Below are 23,965 nucleotides of genomic sequence, written 5' to 3' on the forward strand. Positions count from 1 at the left end.
GGGGTCGATGTCGCCCCCCGTCAAGCGACCTCAGTCACTCCTCCGCGAGCGGTTCGATGTTCTGGTTGACGTGGAAGATGTTCTCCGGATCGTATCTCTCCTTGATCTCCCGTAGTCGCTCGTAGTTGTCGCCGTAGGTCGCCTGGATTCTGTCCGTCCCCTCCTCCATCATGAAGTTGACGTACGCACCACCCATCGAGTGCGGGTGGGTTGCCTCCCAGTACCCCCGTGCCCAGTCTGTTATCTCGTCTTTTTTCGCCGGGTCCCCGTCCACGCCGAAGATGACCATCGACCACGTGGCGTCGCGGTTCGACCACGCCGTTTCGTCCGATTCGGGGCGGTGGGCCGCGCCATTGACCGGATACAGGTGCATCCCGGACTGCGGGGTCGGCACGTCCGCGAAGCGTCGGTGTTCGTCGATGGCCTCGTCGGTCAGGTCGTGGACGAAGTCGCCCTTCCAGTACCACTGGTCACCCGGCGGATAGAGGTCGTCGAACATGCTCTGGAGCGCCGGGTAGGGCATCTCCCCGACGTGCTCGAACAGCGGTTCGGCGACGTCGTGTGCGGGTCGTAGCACGCCGTCGATGTCGTCCGGATCACCCAGGTAACACCACATCAGCCCACACACCTTCTCGCCGTGGATTTCCTCCGGGAACGGCTCTCCCGGCACTTCCGCGATCAGATAGAACGCGTACACGTCCTCCGGCGCGTTCGGAAGCCACTCGCGGTACCAGCGCATGGTGTCTTCGAGTTCGTCGATGGGCCAGAAGGTCGGTCCGGCGACGACGGTGTCCACCGGGTGTAGTTCGAATTCGAACGCCGTGACGACGCCGAAGTTGCCGCCGCCGCCGCGGAGTGCCCAGAACAGGTCCGAATGCTCGTCCTCGCTGGCGTGAACCAGTCGTCCGTCGGCCAGCACGACGTCCGCGCCGAGCAGGTTGTCGATGGTCAGCCCGTACTTCCGGGTCAGATAGCCGTGTCCCCCGCCGAGGGTAAGCCCGGCGACGCCGGTGGTGGAGATGACACCGCTCACCGTCGCCAGTCCGTCTTCGTGCGTCGCCCCATCGACGTCGCCCCACGTACAGCCGGGTTCCACGCGGGCAGTCCGCTCCTCGGCATCGACGCTGATATCGGTCATGTTCGACAGGTCGATGACGAGTCCGTCGTCCACCAGCGCCAGGCCCGCACCGTTGTGACCGCCGCTCCGAATCGCCACCTCCATCTCGTTTTCGCGGGCGAACTCCACGGCCCTGATCACGTCGTCTACGGTGTCACAACGGGCTATCAGCTGCGGATGCCTGTCTATCATCGCGTTGTAGATCACGCGCGCTTCGTCGTACTCCGTCCCGTCTTCCGGTTGGAACACGTCCCCGCCGGAACGCCGTTTGAACTCCTCGATTACCGCTTTGTCTACCGGTTGACTTTCTGTCGCCATGATTCCCTCCCGTGTGGAAAAAAGACCGTGGACAAAAATGTAGCTATCTAGTGAAATTCTCGCACGTGGTGGGTCGATTGCAGGGCATGCAAGCGGGTCAGTGATTGCACGGATAGTGCCAGACCCGGTATTGGTCCGAGGCCCTCACCGCGGCCGTCCGTTACTACACTTCGAGGAGGTCGGGGCCGAGCGGTCGGGCCTCGTCCCGATAGGAGTCATAGAGGGCTTCCGCCCACTCCCGCGCTTCGGGTGAGTTCGTATCGACGACCGCCCGTAACATGCCGGTATCCGGGTCGTAACCCGTGAGGGCGACTCGGTCGTCGAAGAGGGTGAGTCCACACGGGAGCGCGTCGTGCATCAGGATGGTGAGGTTACCGCCCTCCAGCCCTTTCTTGGCTGCCGTCGGTGACCATTCCAGTACGGCTTCGACGATGGGTGGCGGATAGATGATTTCGGTGGTCATCCCCTCGCGGACGTTCCGATACAGGGTCCCGGCGTTGGCGGATTTGAGCGTCGCCGTTCCGAACGCACGCATCGTCCCCGCGTCCGCTATCAACTCGTCGTAACGACGCACGGGTTCGTACGGGTCGTCGTCATCGGCTACCGTGACGACGGCGTCGGAAAACGATTCCATCGAGATGCCGAGTTTCTCCGCCGGAAGCCATCGCGCGACGTCGCGCAACCGCTGTCTCGTTTCGATCCGATCGAGCAGGGTCGTGACCTCCCCCGCAACGAACAACCCGTCCGACGTCGCCCGATGCTGACAGCCATCCCGGCGAATCCAGCCGCGAGCTTCGAACTCGTGGAGCGTGCGCCCGATCGTCGAGGACGACGCACCGGTCAGCGCCTGTAGGTCGTCCCGACTGTGCGGACGCTCGGCAAGCGCGTCGAGGCACTCGATGCGGTGTTCTGACCGTATGAGAAACTCTATCTCGTCGAGTGCAGTTCCCATGGTTCTAGTTAGCACCCGACAGTATATCTTCGTGTGGGGTCGCTCGTCCGAATCGACATCGAGTGGACACGAAACGGGAAACCGTCGAACCGCCGCCCACCCGACTCGACGTACCCCTTTTTGTGCTCCGCCTCGCAACAGTTCGGAAATGGCTCCCGTGAATAGAACACTGCGGACGCTCGAAGACGGTGACGACGTCGTCGGCGCGTGGCTTCTCTCGCGCAGCACGCGTGCGGCCGAGGTCGTGGCACGAACCGACGTCGATTGGCTCGCCATCGACACCGAACACGCGCCCCATTCGCCCGAACGCGTCGAGGCATTGATTCGGGCCGTCGAACCCCACGCGACGCCACTCGTCCGACTTCCGTCGGTCGAAACGACCGTCTCTGGCGGGGCGAAACACGCCCTCGATTCCGGGGCGCAGGGTGTCATCGTCCCCGGCGTGGAATCCGCCGCGGACGCGGAACGGGTCGTTCGTGCGACCCACTTTCCACCGGTCGGCGAGCGGGGCGTCGCCGGAACCACGCGGGCGAACGAGTACGGGGAACGGTTCGACGACTACGTCGCGAACGCGAACGACGAGACGCTCGTCGTCGTCCAAATCGAGTCGCCGTCGGCGGTCGAATCGGTCGAGGACATCCTCGCCGTCGACGGCATCGACGTCGCGTTCATCGGCGAAAACGACCTCTCGTCCGCGTACGGGTATCCGGGCGAAAAGGACTATTCCACCGTGACGGCGGCCGTTCAGCGGGTGTTCGAGGCGGCCGAGGCCAACGGCGTGTACCCAGGTATCGCCGGTCGAACGCCGACCACCCTGACGGAGCGGTCGAACCGTGGCTTCCAATTCTTCCTCCTCGGGGCCGACCTGAGTTTCATGCGCACCGGCATCGAGGAGTTCCTGGATGGGTAACGACGACTCGTCGGAGTCACGAATCGGACGAATATTATTTCACCAAAACAAAGGAAAAATAAATGGTCCTTCGGGTGGTATCTGTGTTCGAACATGGCAGCCAATACCGCCGGGACGACGCTCGAAGTCGAGGTAGCAACGGTCATCGATGGGGACACCTTCAAAGTCCACTTCGACGAGGCGACGACGGGGGAGTCCGACCTCGTGAACCTCCGTATTCTCGGACTCGACACCGAGGAAACGCACGCCGGTGTCGGAAAGCCGAAGACGCCGTGGGGTGAGAAGGCCAAGGAACACGCCAAAGGGTTGGTTCCGGAGGGGTCTTCGGTCACCATCGAGTTCCCGGGGACGGAATCCATCGACGAATGTCTTCGGCGCTACCGGGGCAACTACGGTCGGCCGCTCGTCTTCGTCCACGTCGATGGCGAGGATTATCAGGAACACATGATCCGGAAGGGATACAGTCCGTATTTCACGAAGTACGGCTACGCCGTCTTCGACGACCACCACCGGCGGTATCGTGAGGCGGAGCAAAACGCTCAAGCCGACGACATCGGCGTCTGGAACCAGTCGAAAGTCAACGGTTCGGTGATGCGCGAGTACGAACCGCTGCGTTCGTGGTGGACGCTGCGCGCGGAGATGGTACGTCGGTATCGGAGCGCGGCCGACGACGAATCGATACTCGATACCCGACAGGACTACCACGAGATCGAGACCAGCGTCGGGGAGGAACTCACCGTCTTCACCGAACTCGACGGCTACGAGCGCGCCGGGGAGAAACACGCCATCGTCAAGATCGGTTCGAAAGAGCAGCCATTCCAACTGTTCCTCCCGGACGCGCTGGAAACGGAGGGCGGCCAGCGACTCATCTCGCTGCTGGAAAAACGGTACATCGCCAAATCGGACGGCGAGTCGGTACAGCGCCCCAATCGAAGCTACGCGTTCGTCACGGGGACGGTGAAGCAGTACCCGGAGGAGGATGGCAACCCTGAAATCGTCGTCGAGTCCATCGACCAACTCGCAGACGTTCCGCCGGAAACGAGCGATTCCGCCGGGGAATAGCTCCGGAGAGCTGCTATTGATACAATATATCACTGAAACGAACACAACATAAATATAATCAAATATATAAAATTTTAGAAAGATTAATGCGATATAATTAAAATGAGTGAACTGATGTCAGACGACACGGTACCTCGACGCAAGTTTCTCGCGCTGGGTGGAATAACAGGCGCAACGCTCCTCACCGGGTACGCCGCGGCGACGGGCCGGTCATCGACCGACCGACGGCAGGACCAAAGCGAGGGGGACGAATCGATGCACGCGGAGGATTCCAACCCGTCGTCCGATCACATCGAACTGTCCTTCCTCGGCCGATACGAGACCGGCCAGTTCGACGAGGGCGCTGCCGAGATCGTCAGCTACGATCCCGATCTCCAACGCGCGTTCTTCGTCAATGCCGAGGAGGCAACCGTCAACGCCGTCGATCTCGGCGATCCGTCGAACCCCGAAAAAGTCGGAACCGCCGACCTCTCGGACGCGTGGACGGACGCGGGGGACGCCACGAGCGTCGACGTTCACGACGGACTCGTTGCCGCCACGGTCGCCGCTGACGACGCGACGAATCCCGGGAAGGTCGTGTTTTACGACGGTCGAACGCTCGAACTGGACTCGATGGAGACCGTCGGCGCGAACCCGGACATGGTGACGTTCACGCCCGACGGAAAACGGGTGCTCACCGCGAACGAAGGCGAACCGAACGACGAGTACGACACCGACCCGCGCGGTTCGGTGAGCGTCGTATCGATCGCCGGACGGGACGGTAACTGCGCCGTCGAAATAGCCGGATTCACGGCCTACGACGGGAAGGAGGACGAACTTCGGGAACAGGGCGTTCGAATCTTTGGTCCCGACGCCAGCGCATCGCAGGACTTCGAACCCGAATACATCACCGTCTCCGCCGATTCGAAGACCGCGTGGGTCTCGTTGCAGGAGAACAACGCCCTCGCAGTCGTCGATATCGTGAGTGCGACGGTCACGGACATCCTCCCGCTCGGCTACAAGGACCACATGCTCCCCGGCAACGAACTCGACGCCAGCAACGAGGACGGCGGGATGAACATTCGCAACTGGCCGGTGTACGGCATGTATCAACCCGACGGTATCGCCTCGTACGAGGTCGGCGAGGCGTCCGCCGACGCCGCTGGTAGCCAGACTTCGTCCGGCGACGGCGAGACGTACATCGTCACCGCGAACGAAGGGGACGCCCGCGATTACGACGGCTTCTCGGAGGAGGTCTCGCTCGAAGACCTCGAACTCGACCCGGATGCGTTCGATTTCGACCGGATCGAAGGAATCGACGACGTCGAGGAACTGCAGGCCGAGGAGAACCTCGGTTCGCTCCACGTGACGAACCAACTCGGCGACGTCGACGGCGACGGCAAATTCGAGGAGATATACGTCTTCGGCGGGCGGTCGTTCTCGATCTGGAACGGGGAAGGGAAACTGATGTACGATAGCGGCAGCGAGTTCGCCCGTATCATCGCGCGTCAGTACCCCGACCACTTCAACACGGACAACGACGAGAACGACCCGGACAGTCGGAGCGACAACAAGGGTCCCGAACCCGAAGGCGTCGATGTCGGCGTCGTCGATGGTCGGACCTACGCGTTCATCGGCCTCGAACGAATGGGCGGAATCATGGTGTACGACGTCTCGAACCCACAAAACGCCGAGTTCGTCCAATATCTGAACGACCGTGATTTCAGCGTCGACGTGGGGGATCAGATCGACGACGGCGACCTCCCCGTCGGTGCCGCTGGCGACCTCGGTCCGGAGGGTGTCACGTTCGTTTCCGCCGAGGAGAGCCCCACCGACGCCCCGTTAGTGCTCACCGGCAACGAAATCAGCGGTACGATGGCCGTCCACCGCGTCGATTCACTCTAGGTGCTCGAACACGGGCGTCCCTCGATAGTATCTAAAACAACATTCAGCCCCCAAATCGCTTAGAACAGTCGGTCGATGAGGCGGTTCGCCGTGATCGATCCCTCGATCAGATACCACCAGCGGTGGTTCCGCGAGGAGAGCGTCGCCGCGCCGAAGAGCAGTGCCCCTCGTCGCCGTTTCCCGCGGTGGAACGCGTACGCCGACTGCGTGAGCAGGGTGAGCACGTTCAGGTTCGACGCCGTAACCGCCGCGTCGATCCGCTTGCTCGCGCCCTTCGTGTAGTGATTGGCGCTGTGCGGAATCGGCGTCCGTCGTCCGTTGATCTCCGTCGTCCCGGATCGGAACGCCTCCACGATGGTGTCACAGTCGATCTCCGCCTTGTTCGACACGCCGTCGATGGTGAGTTCGGTGTACGCCCGTCCGACCATCGACGCGGTGTGTGCGTCGCTCGCCGCGATTCCCGGATAGCCGTGCTCTTCCGCGAACGCCCCTGCACGCCGGTTCTTGTACCCCGTGAAGAGCCACGAGTTGTACACCTCGATGGCGTCACACGCGACGAGGTCGCGTTTCCGAACGCCGTGGCGACTCCACTGGAACGGATGGGGAACGATGGCGACGCCGCCGAGTTCGTGGACGTCCTTGACGGTCGCCCCGAGCGATTGGCGCGGCGTGGGACGTTCGTCGACGCCGATGGCGAGGAGGTGACCGTCCGCCGTCGAAACTTCGACGCCTGGAATCCCTATCAGGCCGTATTCGGCGGCGAGCGCCGCGGCTTGCCGTGACTCCTCGATGACGTCGTGGTCGGTGATGACGATGGCGTCGAGACCGATGTCACTGGCCTGCTCCAGCAGCAGTTCGATCGAATCGTGCGCATCGTACGACCCCTCCGAGTGGACGTGGGGATCGATCCTGACGGTTACTCCGGTTGGCACTTTATTATTCCACGGTCGTATCGAATATCAATCTGTCTACTTCACCCCTGCCGAAATCGTTATCACCCGCCGTTCGTTGAACGCGGCTTCAAATCGGGACGTCCCCGACAGCGACGCTACCGTTCGTTGGAACGACGCCCGCGTGGAGGACATCGACGAGGGGTTACTCCCTTCCCCTCGCTTCCAGATGCCGAATTTCCCGTTCCCTTCCCGATATACGCCGTGTTTTGATGAACTGGTCAGAATTCCTTTTATCGAACCATCCGTGGATCGAAACGGGTCGGGATGCCACCACCCACTGTCGATTCGGACAGAGGCAAACACCTCGGCACGATACGCCCACAAGCGACGCTCGCTACCGGCTATCTGAACGTCACGTGGCTTACCACATCATCTCTCCCCGACCCATCGTGCCGGATCGTCCGGCCCCGTCGCCGGACGGTTTCTCAGCACCGGTAGACGAAGGCGGTATCGTGCCGATACCTGTCATCATCCTCGTATTCGGCCCTCGGTACTGACAGACGACGCCGCGAGACGAAGCGTTTTACTCGGGGAGAACGAGATGAAACCATGAGCCAATTGAGTCTCCACCACCACGGTGTCTCGGTAACCGACCTCGATCGTGCAGTCGAATTTTACAGCGACGTCCTCGGGTTCGACGTCATCGACCAGTACACCCTCTCCGACGACGCACTTTCGACGGCCGTCGACGGCGACGAACTGACGGGCCACTTCGCCCAACTCGACGGCGGAACGGGCCGCGTCGAACTCATCGAATACGAAGCCGACGATAACGACGACGGGAACGACGTTCGCGGCGCGGCGGTGTACGACACCGGGGCGAAACACCTCGGGATAGAAACCGACGACCTCGATACCGTGTACGAATCGCTCCCCGACGACGTCGAGGCCATCAGCGAACCGCAGACGACCGGCAGCGGCACGAAGATCCTCTTCATCCGCGACCCGGACGGCAATCCGGTCGAGATTCTCGAACTCTGAATCGGCTTTCTGTCTGTCCGACGCGCCGTATCCGAGGATGAACGTGAAAAGCGGTCAAACTGTGGGCGAACGCAGGAACGAAACGCTCGGGGATCGAACTCCCGACGAAAATGCGAGCCTACGAAGTCCAACGGACGGATTCCGAGTACGACGGGGTAGTACAGTCCGAGCGGTCGAAGCCGAGTCCCGACGCCGACGAGGCGCTGGTCCGCATCCACGCGTGCTCGCTGAATTACCGCGATTTGGCCATCGCGAACGCAGACCTCGTTTATCCCGGAGCGGAGCCTCCGGTGATTCCGCTGTCCGACGGGGCCGGTGAAGTCGTGGAAGTCGGGGACGATGTCGAACGAATATCGGCGGGAACCCGCGTCGCAACGCCGTTCGCCCCCGATTGGATAGAGGGGGCGGGAACGCCGGAAAAGCTGGCGCGAACGACGGGCGGTTCAACCGACGGGGCGCTGGCGGAGTACGTGACGTTTCCGGCCGAGAGCCTCGCCGTCCTCCCCGACTACCTCTCCTACGAGGAGGGCGCAACGCTCTCCTGTGCGGGACTGACGGCGTGGCGCGCGCTCGTCGAGGATGGGAACCTCCACGTCGGGGAGACGGTGCTCGCGCTCGGAACGGGCGGCGTCTCGACCTTCGCGCTCCAGTTCGCCGCGATGCACGGCGCGCGCACGGTCGTCACGTCGTCGAGCGACGAAAAGCTCGAAGCGGCCCGCGAACGTGGGGCGAACGAGACGATAAACTACGAATCGACACCCGAGTGGGGAGAAGTCGTCCAAGAACGAATCGGCGGCGCGGACCACGTCGTCGAAGTCGGCGGTCCCGGGACGCTCGAACAGTCGCTCGAAGCGGCGGCCGTCGGCGGTCACGTCCATCTCATCGGCGTCCTCGCCGGGCAGCAAGGACGCGTCGACCCCGGCCCGATCATGCACAAATCGCTCGACGTCGAGGGCGTGATGGGCGTCGGAAGCCGCGCGATGTTCGACCGGATGACCGACGCGATGGCGGTCGAGGAGATGCACCCCGTCATCGACCGCGTCTTCGACTTCGACGAAGTCCGCGAGGCGTACCGCTACGTGGACCGCGGCGAGCATCGCGGGAAGGTAGTCATCTCCGTCGAGTGATCGGGTGGCGCAGTTCGCTTCCCGGTTTCAGAACGGCCGGGCGACGCTCACGTGCATCCCGACGAAACGCCATTCTTCCGTTCCTCCTTCCTCGCTATCTCGCCGCTCCAGCGTGCCGCTCCAGCGCGTGTCGAACTCGTGGCGCGTTCCGGTTCCGGTTTCCGTATCCGTGCCGGTGTCGGTCCACGCCATGTGAACGTCGTCGCTGAACCACGCGTGGCGGTCGCGTTCGGTCACCCGCAGGTCGCTGCTCGTCACCGTCCAGTCCTCCGATTCGCGGGTCTGATCGCGCAATCCCTCGGCGACGGCCTCGTACCCGACGAGTCGTTCCGAGATTCCGAACTTGACCAGCGATTCGTCCGCCGCGAAAAACGGCGGTAACGGTTCGCCCTCACGAAGCGCCTCGTAGTACTCCCGTACCGTCGTCTCCGCGTCGTCTGCATTCATTTCGGGCTGACATCGACCCGCGTGCTTCAAAGCTCTTGTTCGTGTGTGACCGTCGCGCCCCTGGAAACAGCGCGCTCGAAGTCGCCCACTTCGTTATCCGTTACTTAGTGGACTTGCCGCTGCAACCATGTTGTATCTGCCTCTGTGGAAAGGATTATAACTGTACGAATGGAGGGTATTATCGAAGAAAGAAGTTTGGATAGTCAACGAATGAAACATTACTTGTACGGATACCCACAACACGGTCTACAGCGGGACGACGACGAACGGTCCGTCTACGGTTCGCCGCAACACGAGGTGACGGACGCAAAAACGAGCGGTTCGACGGATTCGGAACCGCGACTTCGAGCACGGCTGTTTCCGTAATCGAGGTCCGGAATAACTGATAATCGCCGATCCGGCTACTTCTCGATTCCCCACGAGCGGGACGTCCCGACGACCTATCGGACGACGCTCACTGATTCCACGGCGCGTCGTCGGGATCGATGAACCGCTCCTCGCGCTCGATACCGTCGATGGTGGCGATGTCCTCCTCGCTCAGATCCAACTCGCGCGCCGCGAGGTTGTCCCGGAGGTGCTCCTCGCTCGACGTCTTCGGGATGGCGGCGACGTTCTCCTTCGCGGCGAGCCACGCCAGCGACACCTGATACGGGGTCGCGTCGTGTCGCTCGGCGACCTCCCGAATCTCGTCCACATCAGCGACTTCCCCGCGCGCGACCGGCGCGTAGGCGACGAGCCAGTGGTCGTCCTCTCGCGCGTACTCCTGCAGTTCCTCCTGTTGGAGCAGGGGATGCATCTCTACCTGATGGGCGAATATCGGCGCGTCGAGGACCGAACGCGCCTCGTCCAGTTGTTCCGGCGTGAAGTTGCTCAGGCCGACGTGCTCGATTTTCCCCTCCTCGCGCAACTCGTCGAACGCGGGGAGCGTTTCCTCCGCGTCGTAGGTGTCCCGCGGCCAGTGGACGTACAACAGATCGACCGTGTCCACGCCGAGGTCGTCGAGGCTCGCCGCCGCGCTGGCGAGCACGTCGTCGTGTGCGAGCATGTCGTCCCACACCTTCGTCGCCAGAAACACGTCCCCGCGGTCCACGTCGGCTTGCTCGATACCGTCGCCGACGTACTCCTCGTTGTCGTAGGCCCGTGCGGTATCGACGTGACGATAGCCGAGTTCCAGCGCGGCCGCGACGACCTCCGCACACTCCTCAGGGTCGGTGTTCTTGTACGTTCCCAATCCGATCGGGGGTAGTTCGTCCATATCGGTCCATGTTCCAGCGCGCTTGTGAATGATGTGGCCGTCGTGGCATCGGCTATTTTTCACACGCCACTCCACAGTACTATTGACCAGGTGACTGTTACTATGGCCAGGTAGCTCCCTCGTCTGTTCTCGACGATAGTACCCTGGAATACCGCAACCTCCACAACTATCCGTCGATACGACAGACGACGTTACGACGCTGGCGAGCGTACGAACGGGCGATGAACCCCATGGAAAACACCGTACGTCCGGTTTCCGTGATCCTACGTCCGGTATCCGTGAACCGACTCCTCGGCGGCGATTGCTGGGCGGTCGGTGGTGAAATCCCATGACCACGTTCGTCCTGATTCACGGTGCGTGGCTGACGCCCCGCAGTTGGGAGGGTTTCGAGGAGTACCTCTCCGAACGTGGTCACGAAGTAATCGTCCCGGCGTGGCCGGGACACGACCGCCCTGTCGAGGAAATCCGTGCCGACCCGTCGCCGATAGACGGTCTGACCCTCCAGGAAATCGTAGACCACTACGCCGACGTGATTCGAGACCTCCCGGAACAACCGGTCCTGGTCGGCCACTCGTTCGGCGCGCTGATCGTTCAACTGTTGCTGGATCGGGGATTCGGTGCGGCAGGGGTGGCCATCGACACCGCCCCGCCGAAGGGGGTTCGACTTCCGCTGTCCTCACTCCGGACGGCGTGGCCGGTACTTTCCAACCCCGCGAACCGTAACCGCACCGTGGAATTGTCCTTCGAACAGTTCAAATACGCGTTCGTCAACACGTGGCCGGATGACGACGCGCGCGCTGCCTACGACCGATACGCGGTGCCGGAAACCGGCCGTATCTTCTTCCAAGCGGGGACGTCGAGTCTTACGCCCAATGCGGCGAACACCGTCGATTACGGAAACGACGACCGACCACCACTCCTGCTCGTCGTCGGTGAGCGAGACCACACGTCGCCGCCGTCGCTCTCCCGTTCGATCAATCGAAAGTACGGTCGCAGTCGGGCGGTCACGGACCTCCACGAGTTCGTCGGGCGGTCCCACCTACTCATGGTCGGTGACGGCTGGAAGGAAATCGCGGAAGACGTCGAGCGCTGGGCGGACCGAACCCTCCCCGACGGCAGTCACACCGACCGTCCCTGACGGCCGACGGGTCGGCATCCGTTTTCACAATCCTTCGTCAAGTTTCCACGGACGTGGCGTTGCTACCGCTCCGTCTATTCGTCCGGCACGAGCGTCGTTTCGATGAGACGCGACGTTCCGCGTCTGATTCGCCCGCCGACCGCAGTCGACGAGATACCCAACTGCTCGGCGAGTGCTTCGTGTGAGGTCTGGCGCGGTTCCTCGAAATAGCCCGCCTCGAACGCCGTCAACAGGGCCGTTCGCTGTGCCTCGGTCAGGGATTCCCCGTCGGCGGTCAGGCTCTCCTGTTGATACATCCGGTCCAACTCGAACGAGATGTCTTCCTCCCGACAGTAGTCCCACAGCTGTGACAGCGACTTTCGGTCGGGGAGTTGGAGACGGAGGAGCCATCCCTGCCGCACCGACCTCGCTTCGAGCATCAGGCCGCCGACCTTGGTCGTCTTCGGCGTGAGCAGTTTCGTGCCCGGCGTGTAGCAGAGGCGGTAGATTCGGGTGTCGCCGTGGTTCGCCACCATCTCGGACTTCTTTACCGTCGAATCGTCCCGTAGTGCGTCCTCGAACGGGCCGAAATCACCGTCCTCGGTTTCGACGAGGAAGAAGAACAGTCCCGTATCCGGGTCCGTCCCCGTCGTCGGAACGACCTTGATTGCGACGTTCGGTACTGCCGCTATCGTAGGTGCCAGCGCGAGGTCCGGATGGTGAACCGTAACGTGCGAGATGAACGACATAGCTATTACCGGTGATTCCCTCGACATCCGACCCTCGTCGGCATGCGTGTTAAACATTCGGTACCACGATCGGAATGAAAGGTTCGATACCACGGTCCGAATGAAACGTTCGGCACCACTGTCGGAATCGAACGCGATAGCCACATCCGGGCTTCGAAGAGACGGTAGCCCGCCCCGTCTCCCGGCAGAAAACGCGGTCGTCCGAGTGCGTTCCCCCGTTTAGAACGCGCTGACGTGATCGTCCTTCGGTTCCCACACGTGACCCGTCATCCGCAGTTCGTGGAGGTCGTCGAGCGTCTCGCCGATGGTTCGACCCCGCTCGCCCATCGCCGCCGTCACGAGACCGAGCGGGACGCCGTCCTCGAAGCTCTCGCCGAGTTCGAGGACCACGGATTTGAGGTCCGCGTTGTCAGGTGGTTTTCCGGCCGAACCGTAGTCGGCGTACTCCCATTCGACGTCGTGGCCCGTGAGCGACCGGTGGCGTCTGTAGAACTCGATGACTTCGTTGGGGGTTGTCGTCTCCTTTCGCTCCCCGCAGTCGGTACAGCTGGCGACGAACGGCGCTGGTTCCTGTTCGCTCATCGTCGGTTCAGGCGTTGTAGGCCTCTTGGGCCAGTCGGTGGAACTTGTGGAGTGTGTGCTCGTTCGGTCCGAGTTGGGCCTGTGCGAGCGCTCCCGACTTCAGCCCCTGGTACTGACGCTCGACCAACTCGAAGTCCTCCTCCTGCAGTTGTCGACTCGTTCGAACGAACTCCAGTTCCTCGTCGCTCATCTCCGCGTTCCTGAAGAAGTAGTCGGCGACGAGTTGGAACCGTTCCTCGTCGATGGGATCGATGATGTACGTCCCGTAGCCGTCCGCGGTGCCGTACATGTTCACCGTGAAGTTCGGCCACATGTAGTAGAACTTCGCCTCGTGCTCGTCGTGAATCCGGAGTTCGTCCTCGATGTCCTCCTCGTGAGTATAGTGGAGCACCCAGTGGTAGTCGTTCACCTCCAACTCCGATTCGTCGAGTTGAATCCCTTTGATCCAGTCTTGGTGATTCGCCTGGCAGTGGTCGCACTCGGAGTAGTTCCCGCCGAACGTCTTCCAGTTGCATTCGACCTCCGAGACGAACCGCGCGGCGTGTTCGTACTCGTCCAGCGGGAGCGCTTCGAGTTCCGTTTGCATCTTCCCGGCCTGTTCCGAGAGCGGTATTGGGTCGGTGTCGAAGTTGACGAACACCAGCGGTCCGATCCGGTCGGTCGAAACCTCCATCAGACCGTTCTTCCCGGCGTCGAGTTCCGACACGTCGTCGTCCTCCAGGTCCGGGTTGAGGCTTGCCTCCTCGAAGCTCTTCGGCGTCGTCGCGAGGTCCCCGTCCAGGTCGTACGTCCAGAGGTGGTACGGACACTGGATCCGATTCACGTGACTGGGGTCGCTCATCGGCGTATCGTCGACGATTTTCGACCCTCGATGCGCACAGACGTTGAAAAACGCCCGAACGTCGCCCTCGTCGTCCCGGAGGACGATGATCTCCTTGTCGCCGACGTTCCGGGTGAAGAACTCCCCGGACTCGGGGATGCAGTTGGCGTGGCCCGCGTACACCCAGTAGCGCGAGAACACCTTTTCCTTCTCCATTTCGAACACGTCCGGGCTGGTGAAGTACTCCGCGGGGAGGGCGTTCGTTTCGTCGGTGATGTCGGGACTGACCGCTTCGACCCGGTCGGTCCCGTCGTTCCATCGTGTCATGTGACAACTTGTCACTATCTGGGGGTATAAATATGAACCACAGATAGCTCCCCCATTCAAGTGCCCCCGGTTTCGAGACGGACCGTTCGAGCGGGGACGAACGCGGGTTCATCCGCTTTTCGCGGGGAAAACGTGAAGACGGTCGATTCGAAACTACGGGGACGAGTATGAGTGACAGTAACAACCGACGGGACGTCATCGTCATCGGCGTCGGTGGAATGGGGAGCGCCGCGACGTACCACCTGGCGCGGCGCGGCCTCGACGTCCTCGGATTGGAACGGTTCGACATCCCGCACACACAGGGTTCCTCGCACGGTATCACGCGAATCATCCGGCGTGCGTACTACGAACATCCGTCGTACATCCCGCTCATCGAGCGCGCCTACGAACTGTGGGACGAGTTGGCCGACCGGACGGGACGTCCGGTTATCCACCGAACCGGTTCCATCGACGCCGCCCCCGAGGGGAACGTCGTCTTCGAGGGGTCGCTACGCTCCTGTGAGGAACACGACATTCCGCACGAAATCCTCACCGGCGCGGAACTGGCCGACCGCTTCCCCGGCTATCGACTTCCGGACGACTACAAGGCGCTGTACCAACCGGACGGCGGGTTCGTCGTCCCGGAGGAATCGATCATCGGACACGTCGAGGCCGCACAGGAGGAAGGGGCGGATATTCGCGCCCGTCAACGCGTCCTCGACTGGACCGAAACCCCGGACGGCGGCGTACGAGTCGAGACGTCGGCCGGGTCGTACGAGGCCGACAGCCTCGTGCTCGCCGCCGGTGCGTGGAACTACAAACTCGCCGACGCGCTGGACGGACTCGCCGTCCCCGAACGGCAGGTTCTCGCGTGGTTCCAACCCGAAACCCCGTCGCTGTTCGAACCCGACTCGTTCCCGGTGTGGAATATCAGCGCCCCGGAAGGGCGGTTCTACGGCCTCCCGATATACAGCGTTCCAGGGTTCAAACTCGGCAAATACCACCACTTCGACGAACAGGTGGACCCCGACGACTGGAACACGGAACCGGGACCGGCGGACGAACGACTCCTCCGCGATTTCACCGAGAAGTACTTCCCGAAAGCCGCGGGCCAGACCATGCGATTGGCGACGTGCATGTTCACCAACTCGCCGGACGAACACTTCATCCTCGACACGCTTCCAAACCATCCGCAGGTCGCGGTCGCGGCCGGGTTCTCCGGCCACGGATTCAAGTTTTCGAGCGTCGTCGGCGAAATCCTCGCCGACCTCGCCGCCGAGGGGGAGACCGACCATCCCATCGGGATGTTCGAGTTGGATCGGTTCGAGTAGTGGTTTGAGTCGCGGTTCGAGTCGGACCGTTTCGAGCGACGATTCGAGCGAAGGCGTCCCGCTCGTCACCCTCGAACCGGGTACCTAATTTCAATACCTGTCTTATCTCACATTGACCCTTTTCACCCGGTCCGACGGACGTTCATGTGACAAATGAGTGCAAATAGCACACTTCCCGACGAAGTCGGGACGCTCGTCGTGGGAGCCGGTTGTGTCGGCTGTAGCGCGGCGTATCACTTGACGGAACTGGGCCGCGAGGACGTCGTCGTCGTCGATCAGGGACCATTGTTCGAGACGGGCGGATCGACGTCCCACGCACCGGGGTTGGTGTTTCAGACGGCCGGTAACAAGCTGATGTCGAAGATGGCCCAATACACGCGAAACCTGTACGAGGACCTCGACGGGTTTCGGACGTGCGGCGGCATCGAAGTCGCCTACACGGAGGACCGATGGGAGTTCCTCAAGCGGAAGCGCGAGCGAGGTCGTTCGTTCGGCGTCGAGGACGGGGAACTGTTGTCGCCGTCGGCGGTCGAGGAGCGCGTTCCGCAGGTGAACGCGGACGCCATCCACGGCGGTTACTACGTCCCGTCGGACGGGAAGGCCCACGCGGTCGACGTTTCGGAGACGATGGCGAACCTGGCGCGCGAACGCGGTGCCGAATTCTACGGGAACGCGAAGGTCACCGACCTCGACGTCGAGGACGGGGAGATCGACGCCGTCGTCACCGAACACGGCCGTATCGAGGCCGACGAGGTGCTTCTGGCGACGAACATCTGGGGGCCGCTGTTCGGCGAGATGGTCGACGTCGATGTCCCTCTCAAACCGTGTGCTCACCAGTACCTCGTCTCGGACGCCATCGACGAACTGGCCGGTTCCGAGCGTGAAATCGAACAGCCCATCCTCCGCCATCAGGACCGATCGCTGTACTTCCGCCAGCACGGCGACTCGTACGGCGTCGGGTCGTACAACCACGAACCCCTGCTCGTCGAACCCGAGGACATCTACGGCCCGGAGAAATTGGACGACCTCGGCCTGAAATACCCCTCGCTCCGGGAGTTCACGGCCGAACACTTCGTCGAGAACACGCATCCCGACCACGAGCAGACGGCGGCCGACGCCGCGAGCGAACTGATTCCGGCGTTCGAGGACTGTGAATGGGAAACCCAGATGAACGGGATGTTCTGCTTCACCACCGACGGAATGCCCATCTTGGGCGAAACGGAGGACATCGACGGGTTGTGGTGGGCACTCGCCGTCTGGGTCACCCAGTCGGGCGGCGTCGGGAACATCGTCGCCGAGTGGATGGCGAACGGCACGCCGCGACTCGACGGCGAGCGCGTGGACGTGACCGGCGCGTCCATCGACCGATTTCAGGGCCACCACGGGTCCGACGGGTTCGTCCACGACCGGGCGGCACAGCAGTACCGCGAGGTCTACCAACTGACCCATCCCCGCAACCAGCCGGAGACGCGACGCGGACTGCGGCGAAGCCCGTACTATCCGCGCCAGCGGGAACTCGGCGCGGAGTTCTACGACAGCGACGGGTGGGAGTCGCCACAGTGGTACGAGGAGAACGAGGCGCTGCTCTCCGAGTACGACGTTCCCGACAGACCCGATTGGCTCGGGAAGAACTGGTCGAAGGCCCACGGGGCGGAGCACCAGGCCGTGCGCGACAGGGTCGGATTGTACGACCTCACCTCCTTCACGGCCATCGAGGTACGCGGTTCCGGCGCGGAGCGGTTCCTGCAGGGATTGCTCTCGAACGACATCGACGTCTCGCCCGGTCGGGTGCGCTACACGACGATGCTCAACGAGGACGGCGGCATTTTGGCCGACTTGACCGTCTCCCGCCTCGGCGAGGACCGATTCTTAATCCTGACCGGCGGCGGCAGTTCCGGAACGACGCAGGGTCGCTGGATTCGAGACCACGCTCCCGACGATGGCACCGTCGAGGTCGTGGACCGGACCTCCGCTCGGTGCGGCCTCGGCGTCTGGGGACCGAAGGCGCGAGAGACCCTCGAAGGCGTAGTCGAGACGGACATCTCGCACGACGACTTCCCCTTCTTTTCCTGCCAGGAGACGTACGTCGGGGGCGTTCCGGTGACGATGCTTCGCGTCTCGTTCGTCGGCGAACTCGGCTGGGAACTGTACGCCCCGCAGGAGTACGGCGCGCAGTTGTGGGGCACCGTCTGGGAGGCGGGCGAGGACCACGGCGTCCTCGCGATGGGTGACGCGACGCTCAACTCGATGAGCATGGAGAAGGGGTTCCGGTTGTGGGGGACGGATATCTCCCCCGAGTACAACCCATACGAGGCGAACCTCTCGTTCGCGGTGGACATGGAGACGGAGTTCATCGGGAAGGAGGCGCTGGCCGAGGCGTCGGACGCCGGTATCGACCGAAAACTCGTCCCCGTCACGCTCGACGAACCGGGGACCGTCGTGGACACGGGCCACCCCATCGTCGACGGGGACGAGGTGCTGGGGTACACGACGCGTACCGATTACGGCTACACCATCGACGCCGGTATCGCCTACGCCTATCTGCCGACGGCGTACGCCGACGCCGGTCGGTCCGTCGATGTGGAGTACGAGGGCGAGCGATTCGCGGCGACGGTACGGGACGAACCGCTGTTCGACCCCGACCGGGAGAAGATACTGCGCTGACCGGGGACGGAGAATTACGGATGACTACCAACACGTCGGAACGACTCCCGTTTTCCGCTATCGAACAGGCCATCGACCGACTCGACGATCCGTCGGTCGTGAAACGAACGCCCGTCGAGCGAAGCACGTCCCTCGACGACCGAACCGGCGGCGAGGTGTCGTTGAAAATGGAGCACCTCCAGTGGACCGGTTCGTTCAAAACGCGCGGGGCGTACAACAAGATCGAACGCGACGTGGTGGGAACGGATGTCGACCGCGTCGTCGCGGCGAGCGCCGGAAATCACGCACAGGGCGTGGCGCTGGCGGCGACCGAACTCGGCATCGATTCGACCATCGTCATGCCGAAGACCGCCCCGCAGACGAAGATCGACGCGACGAGGGGCTACGGCGGCGAGGTGGAACTCGTCGGCCGGGACTTCCGCGAGGCGATGAACCACGCGGAGGACCTCGTCGCCGACGGCTCCGCTGAACTCATCCACGCGTACGACGACCCGGCGATCATCGCCGGACAGGGGACGCTCGGCGTCGAGATGTACGAGGACCTCCCGGACGTGGACACCGTCGTCGTTCCCATCGGCGGCGGCGGCCTCATCTCCGGCATCGCGACGGCGTTTTCCGAACTGTCCCCGGAAACGCGCATCGTCGGCGTGCAGGCCACCGGCGCGGCGACCGTTCCGAGCAGCCTAGACAAGGGGATGCCACAGACCCTCGACTCCGTCGACACCATCGCGGACGGTATCGCCACCGGCGGCATCTCCGAGTTGACGCTCTCGCTCATCGACCGACACGTCGACGAAATCGTCACGGTGACCGACAGCGAAATCGCGCGGGCGGTCCTCTTCCTGCTCGAACGGGCGAAGCAGGTGGTCGAAGGTGCCGGTGCGGCGAGCGTCGCGGCCATCATGGGCGAAGCCCTCGACGTGGAAGGGGAGACGGTGATGCCGTTGCTCTGCGGCGGGAACCTCGATATGACGATGTTACAGACCGTGCTGGTCCACGCACTGACGAACCGTGAGCAACTTCTCCGCCTTCGCGTTCGCATTCACGACCGACCCGGTGAGATGCAGGAACTGTCCGGTATCATCGCGGATCACGGGGCGAACATCCGAAACGTCCGACACGACAGGTCGGCCCCCGAACTAGACGTCGGCGAGGCGTATCTCGTCTTCCAGGTCGAAACGAGCGGCACCGGACAGGCGAGGAACATCATCCGCTCGATACGCGGTCACTCCTACGAGGTCGTCCACGTCAACTCCTGATTCTTATGGATTTTCTGACATCACGAACAGTTGCTCACCGTGCGTCGGCTACTCACCGATCTTGTAGGCCGGAGGGTTTTAAATGAAACCTTACGAAACGAAATTACGGTAAAACGAAACGGCCGTTAAATTTTCGTCCGTGCTTAAGTACACCACAGCATACAAACACGAGCTATTATTATCGATTCTCAAGAGAAACGTATGTAGTATTGTGTCATGGTATGACGGGGCACGGATTCGCGCACGCCGTCGAATCCGTTTCGTTCGTCCATCGTCTCGGGTCATGATCTGACGATCGTGATACAACCGGTTCGGAAATCACCGTCGAGGGGACCGCGATTCGCCGGAAGCAGAAGACATCGTCGCCGACCGCTCGAACGACGCAGTACGGCGTACTGCACACTCCGAGAGGAGTATGAGCAACATGAGCCAACAACAAGGTTACCTACGCGAGTTCGTAGACGAGATCGATCCGCTGGTGTTCGGGTTCGGTATTCTGACCGCGGTTGCGTTCCTTCTGTACGTCGCAATCGTCGGCCCGGAGGCAGCAGGAACTGCAATGAAAGGGGTCAACCACTGGTTGTGGTCCAACTTCTCGTGGTTTTACCTCTGGGCGATGTTGATATTCGTCGGATTCACGACTTCCTCATCTTCGGCCCGTGGGGGAAGATCAAACTCGGGCCGCCCGACGCGGAACCGAGACACAGTTTCCTCTCCTATTTTGCGATGTTCTTCTCCGCCGGAATCGCCGCCGGAATCGTCTTCTGGGGTCCGGCCGAGGCCATCTTCCACTACGGGAGCGGGACGCCTCTCGCCGGTGCGGACGCCCCCGCGAAACAGCGTATGTTGGGGTCGCTTCAGTACACGTTCTTCCATTGGGGCATCTCGGCGTGGGCGGCCTACCTCATCGTCGGCGTTCCCATCGGCTACTACGCACACAAGAAGGGTGCGCCGTTCAAGTTCTCGACGGTCATCGCGCCCATCGTCGGCGTCGATAACTTGGACGACAGCTACTTCGCGCGCGTCGTCGACCTCATCGCGGTGTTCGGGACGATGGGCGGCATCGCCACGTCGCTCGGGTTCATCGGCCAACAGTTGCTGATGGGGATGGACTACCAGTTCGGGTCGGTACGGACGCCGTCACAGGCGGCGTCAGCGCTTCCGATCGATATCTTCGGCATCCAACTCGGCGACCTCGGTATCATCCTCGTCATCATCGGTGTGACGACGGTGTTCACGCTTTCGGTCATCAGCGGCGTCGAGAAGGGTATCAAACGGCTATCGCAGTTGAACGTCATCGTGTTCGTCCTGCTGGGGGTGTTGGTCTTTTGCATCGGCATCTACAACGGGATGGCCTCGTTCGTGCTCAATCTGGGGACGCAGTCCGTCGGCCGGTATCTCAACCAGTTCATCAAGATGAGTCTGTTCACCGGCGCGGCGACCGGTTCATCGTTCGTCGGGGCGTGGACCATCTTCTATTGGGCATGGTGGTTCTCGTGGGCCCCATTCTCGGGGATTTTCCTCGCGCGAATCTCGTACGGACGAACCATCCGCGAAGTGACGTTCGTCGGCGTCGTCGCGACGACGCTGGCGACTGTCCCGTGGTTCCTCGTCATCGGTGGGATGTCGATGCGGATGCAGCAACTCGGTCGAGCGAACATCCTCGGCGTCCTCGCGAACTACAACGGAAACGAGGCCGTCGCCGGGTATCCGTTGTTCGGCGCGCTCCCGGCGGGTGCCCTGCTATCCGGTCTGTTCTTCCTGCTGGTCATCACGTTCTTCGTCACGTCTGCCGACTCCTCGACGCTCGGCATCGCCATGCTGACCACCGGCGGGGAGGAGCACCCCTCGGAACTCAACCGCCTCATCTGGGGCGTCCTTCAGGGACTCGTCGCCGCCGTCCTCATCGTCATCGGCGGAACCAGCGCGCTCCAGCAGGCCGCCATAATCACCGGCGGACCGGTCGCCATCGTCGGACTCATCGGCGTGTACGGCATGATAAAGGAGTTCAGCAGCTTCCAAGGACGCGTGCTCGTTCAGGAGGGTGCTTCGATCCGGGAGGACGACGACGTGCTGCTCGGGGGCGGTGGCGGCGGTGGGACTTCCGCCCGCCCCGCCGACGGTGACGAAGGGGACTAACGTCGCTGACGCGGCCAACCGCCTTCCATCCATTCCATCCCATCTATCCCATCCATTCCATCCCATCTATCCCATCCATTCCATCCAACCAATCCATCCGGTCGGCGACGGAGGCGGCTTCCTCCCAGGACAAACTGTTAACTTTCCGGAGGTACGAACGTCAACCGGAGGTACGATCGATGGTATCCGATACAGAATACCCGTCGGAAGAATCGGACGGTCGAAGCGCACCCGACCTCGGCGACCTGGTCGACCGCATTCTGAACGGCGGGAACGATCCATCGCCGTCCGCCGGTAGTCGGTAACTCCGACCCGGAATCCGCCGACGAGTTTGCCTTTTTTCGTTCCGAACCCCTCAGCGGACGGTATCCGAAATCCGATCACTGACGTTCGTCGCGACGACGGGGACATCGACTTCGGTAAGCGTCTCCCGGCCCGCGGTCCCGTTCGAGCGGGTGAGAACGGGGACCGGTCCTGTCGGAAAAGAGTCTCGGCAACGGTACCTTTGGCACTCGAAGCCGAAGGTGAGCCATGGAACTGCTGGATGAGTCCATCGTTCCCGAGGACGCCCGCGAGATAAAAGCGGACGCCCGGGCGTTCGCCGAAGAGTACATCGAACCCAACGCCGAGGAGTACTTCCGGAGCGGCGACTACCCGTTCGACATCCTCGAAGCCGGACAGGAGGCGGGACTGGTCGCCCAAGACCTCGGTCCCGAAGTCGGCGGACGAGGGTTGAACATTCGACAGATGCTCGCCATCGCCGAGGAGTTCTACCGGGCGGACGCCGGAATCGCGCTCACGCTCCAACTGGCGAGTTTCGGCGGGGAAATCGTCGAATCGTACGGAAGCGAGGAGCAGAAAGAGGAGTACCTCCGACCTGTAGCGGAATGTGAGGCGATAACGGGGCTCGCCGTTTCCGAACCGCAGACGGGGAGCGACTTGGCGGGGATGACGACGAGCGCCGAGAAAGATGGCGACGAGTGGGTGATAAACGGCGAGAAGTACTGGATTGGAAACGCCGTCGAAGCCGACTGGCTGACCGTTTACGCGAAAACCGGTGATTCGGACGACCGCTACTCGAACTACTCGATGTTCATCGTGCCGACGGACACGGACGGCTACGACGCCGAGCACATCCCCGAGAAGATGGGTTTCCGGGCGTCGAAACAGGGCCATATCGTGTTCGACGACTGCCGGGTTCCCGAGGAAAACCTCGTCGGCACCGAAGGGACGGGATTCTACATGCTCGCCGAGTTCTTCAACCACGGGCGGGTCATCGTCGGCGGTCACGCCTTGGGCTTGGCGGCGGCGGCCATCGAGGAGACGTGGGAGTTCGTCCACGACCGCAGCGCGTTCGGACGAAGCGTGAACGACTTTCAGGCCGTCCAACACGACCTCTCGGACATGCTCATCGAGTTCGAGCGGGCACGGGCGCTCAACTGGCGCGCCGCGGAAAAGGTCCAAAACGGCGAGAACCCGGGTTACTGGGCGGCGCTCGCCAAGACGACTTCGACGGAAGCGGCCGTCGAGTGCGCCGAAACGGGAATGCAACTGCACGGCGGTCGCTCGGTCCTCACCGACCGCAAAATCGCGCGGATCTATCGTGACGTCCGGATTCCGGTGATCTACGAGGGAGCGAACGGGATCCAACGCAACCTCATCTATCGCCAGCGTCCCTGATCGCTGGCGAGGTCACTTCCGAATTCGACATCTCGAAAAGGGGAACGAACGGGGGTGGATTCGAACCACCGGGGCTATCGATGATAGCCGCCATCGGTCGGACGAGAGCCTTCGTCCAACGATGGTGCTCTTACCAGCGAGCAACCCGTTCTCCGGGCTTCCATCGAAAACGCGAGTACGGCCGGCGCAATGCCGACCGTGCGAGCGTACGACGGATGACTACTGACAGACGGACACGTCGGCCGAACCAACGGCCGAACGGTGTGGCACGTGAGACCTGATTCAGTGCGACCTGCATACCAACCAATGGCC

General features: G+C 62.4%; 21 protein-coding genes. 13 read left to right on the plus strand and 8 right to left on the minus strand.

Features of this window, described 5'->3' with window-relative positions:
* Nucleotides 1-34 precede the first annotated feature (34 nt).
* Together NKF26_RS16835 and NKF26_RS16840 are read right to left on the minus strand one after the other, a co-directional pair.
* Nucleotides 35-1,435: an FAD-binding oxidoreductase gene (locus NKF26_RS16835; protein ID WP_253234628.1), complete on the minus strand. Its 1,401-nt coding sequence runs from the start codon at nucleotides 1,433-1,435 to the stop codon at nucleotides 35-37.
* A 163-nt stretch (nucleotides 1,436-1,598) separates the two neighbouring features.
* The gene (locus NKF26_RS16840) at nucleotides 1,599-2,387 is read right to left on the minus strand and encodes a winged helix-turn-helix domain-containing protein (protein ID WP_253227738.1); all 789 of its coding nucleotides are present in this window, start codon (nucleotides 2,385-2,387) and stop codon (nucleotides 1,599-1,601) included.
* A gap of 148 nt (nucleotides 2,388-2,535) precedes the next feature.
* Here NKF26_RS16840 and NKF26_RS16845 point away from each other — a divergent pair, with 148 nt between their 5' ends.
* From NKF26_RS16845 to NKF26_RS16855, 3 genes are all read left to right on the plus strand, one after another.
* On the plus strand, nucleotides 2,536-3,297 hold the full coding sequence (locus NKF26_RS16845) for an HpcH/HpaI aldolase/citrate lyase family protein (protein WP_253234629.1): 762 nt from the start codon (nucleotides 2,536-2,538) through the stop codon (nucleotides 3,295-3,297).
* 93 nt (nucleotides 3,298-3,390) lie between these two features.
* On the plus strand, nucleotides 3,391-4,359 hold the full coding sequence (locus NKF26_RS16850; RefSeq protein WP_253227740.1) for a thermonuclease family protein: 969 nt from the start codon (nucleotides 3,391-3,393) through the stop codon (nucleotides 4,357-4,359).
* Between the two features lie 114 nt (nucleotides 4,360-4,473).
* Nucleotides 4,474-6,243, plus strand: coding sequence for a choice-of-anchor I family protein (locus NKF26_RS16855; protein ID WP_253234630.1), 1,770 nt, complete (start codon nucleotides 4,474-4,476; stop codon nucleotides 6,241-6,243).
* A 59-nt stretch (nucleotides 6,244-6,302) separates the two neighbouring features.
* Here NKF26_RS16855 and NKF26_RS16860 read toward each other — a convergent pair whose 3' ends face one another.
* Complete coding sequence (locus NKF26_RS16860; RefSeq protein WP_253227742.1) at nucleotides 6,303-7,175, minus strand: CehA/McbA family metallohydrolase; 873 nt, start codon at nucleotides 7,173-7,175, stop codon at nucleotides 6,303-6,305.
* A 570-nt stretch (nucleotides 7,176-7,745) separates the two neighbouring features.
* Here NKF26_RS16860 and NKF26_RS16865 point away from each other — a divergent pair.
* Nucleotides 7,746-8,177, plus strand: a complete 432-nt coding sequence (locus tag NKF26_RS16865; protein WP_253227743.1) for a VOC family protein — start codon at nucleotides 7,746-7,748, stop codon at nucleotides 8,175-8,177.
* Between the two features lie 110 nt (nucleotides 8,178-8,287).
* Entirely contained in the window at nucleotides 8,288-9,304 is a 1,017-nt protein-coding gene (locus tag NKF26_RS16870) for an NAD(P)-dependent alcohol dehydrogenase (RefSeq protein WP_253227744.1), read from the plus strand.
* Between the two features lie 27 nt (nucleotides 9,305-9,331).
* On the opposite strand, the gene NKF26_RS16875 is transcribed toward NKF26_RS16870, so the two are convergent.
* Nucleotides 9,332-9,751: a nuclear transport factor 2 family protein gene (locus NKF26_RS16875; RefSeq protein ID WP_253234631.1), complete on the minus strand. Its 420-nt coding sequence runs from the start codon at nucleotides 9,749-9,751 to the stop codon at nucleotides 9,332-9,334.
* Nucleotides 9,752-9,961: 210 nt separating this feature from the next.
* Here NKF26_RS16875 and NKF26_RS16880 point away from each other — a divergent pair, with 210 nt between their 5' ends.
* The gene (locus tag NKF26_RS16880) at nucleotides 9,962-10,117 is read left to right on the plus strand and encodes a hypothetical protein (protein ID WP_253227746.1); all 156 of its coding nucleotides are present in this window, start codon (nucleotides 9,962-9,964) and stop codon (nucleotides 10,115-10,117) included.
* A gap of 88 nt (nucleotides 10,118-10,205) precedes the next feature.
* Here NKF26_RS16880 and NKF26_RS16885 read toward each other — a convergent pair whose 3' ends face one another.
* Nucleotides 10,206-11,006 carry an aldo/keto reductase gene (locus tag NKF26_RS16885; RefSeq protein ID WP_253227747.1) on the minus strand — a complete coding sequence of 267 codons (801 nt, stop codon included), beginning with the start codon at nucleotides 11,004-11,006 and terminating at the stop codon, nucleotides 10,206-10,208.
* 328 nt (nucleotides 11,007-11,334) lie between these two features.
* Between NKF26_RS16885 and NKF26_RS16890 the strand changes: the two genes are divergently transcribed.
* Nucleotides 11,335-12,144 carry an alpha/beta hydrolase gene (locus tag NKF26_RS16890; RefSeq protein ID WP_253234632.1) on the plus strand — a complete coding sequence of 270 codons (810 nt, stop codon included), beginning with the start codon at nucleotides 11,335-11,337 and terminating at the stop codon, nucleotides 12,142-12,144.
* 74 nt (nucleotides 12,145-12,218) lie between these two features.
* On the opposite strand, the gene NKF26_RS16895 is transcribed toward NKF26_RS16890, so the two are convergent.
* From NKF26_RS16895 to NKF26_RS16905, 3 genes are all read right to left on the minus strand, one after another.
* Nucleotides 12,219-12,872, minus strand: coding sequence for a helix-turn-helix domain-containing protein (locus NKF26_RS16895; RefSeq protein ID WP_253227749.1), 654 nt, complete (start codon nucleotides 12,870-12,872; stop codon nucleotides 12,219-12,221).
* A 219-nt stretch (nucleotides 12,873-13,091) separates the two neighbouring features.
* Nucleotides 13,092-13,454: a hypothetical protein gene (locus tag NKF26_RS16900; RefSeq protein WP_253227750.1), complete on the minus strand. Its 363-nt coding sequence runs from the start codon at nucleotides 13,452-13,454 to the stop codon at nucleotides 13,092-13,094.
* A gap of 7 nt (nucleotides 13,455-13,461) precedes the next feature.
* Complete coding sequence (locus tag NKF26_RS16905) at nucleotides 13,462-14,601, minus strand: aromatic ring-hydroxylating dioxygenase subunit alpha (RefSeq protein WP_253227751.1); 1,140 nt, start codon at nucleotides 14,599-14,601, stop codon at nucleotides 13,462-13,464.
* A gap of 167 nt (nucleotides 14,602-14,768) precedes the next feature.
* Here NKF26_RS16905 and solA point away from each other — a divergent pair, with 167 nt between their 5' ends.
* The 6 genes from solA (at nucleotide 14,769) to NKF26_RS16930 (ending at nucleotide 23,653) form a co-directional block, all read left to right on the plus strand.
* A complete protein-coding gene (solA, locus tag NKF26_RS16910) occupies nucleotides 14,769-15,911 on the plus strand; it encodes an N-methyl-L-tryptophan oxidase (RefSeq protein ID WP_253227752.1) in 1,143 nt (380 codons plus the stop codon).
* Nucleotides 15,912-16,064: 153 nt separating this feature from the next.
* Nucleotides 16,065-18,575, plus strand: coding sequence for an FAD-dependent oxidoreductase (locus NKF26_RS16915; protein WP_253227753.1), 2,511 nt, complete (start codon nucleotides 16,065-16,067; stop codon nucleotides 18,573-18,575).
* Between the two features lie 20 nt (nucleotides 18,576-18,595).
* Nucleotides 18,596-19,834: a threonine ammonia-lyase gene (gene ilvA, locus NKF26_RS16920; protein ID WP_253227754.1), complete on the plus strand. Its 1,239-nt coding sequence runs from the start codon at nucleotides 18,596-18,598 to the stop codon at nucleotides 19,832-19,834.
* Between the two features lie 597 nt (nucleotides 19,835-20,431).
* Nucleotides 20,432-21,973 carry a BCCT family transporter gene (locus NKF26_RS16925; protein WP_342766337.1) on the plus strand — a complete coding sequence of 514 codons (1,542 nt, stop codon included), beginning with the start codon at nucleotides 20,432-20,434 and terminating at the stop codon, nucleotides 21,971-21,973.
* Between the two features lie 179 nt (nucleotides 21,974-22,152).
* Entirely contained in the window at nucleotides 22,153-22,278 is a 126-nt protein-coding gene (locus NKF26_RS24170; protein WP_256487613.1) for a hypothetical protein, read from the plus strand.
* A gap of 226 nt (nucleotides 22,279-22,504) precedes the next feature.
* Nucleotides 22,505-23,653: an acyl-CoA dehydrogenase family protein gene (locus NKF26_RS16930; RefSeq protein WP_253234633.1), complete on the plus strand. Its 1,149-nt coding sequence runs from the start codon at nucleotides 22,505-22,507 to the stop codon at nucleotides 23,651-23,653.
* Nucleotides 23,654-23,965: the final 312 nt, after the last annotated feature.

Source organism: Haladaptatus sp. AB618 (assembly GCF_024136965.1).
Lineage (GTDB): Archaea > Halobacteriota > Halobacteria > Halobacteriales > Haladaptataceae > Haladaptatus.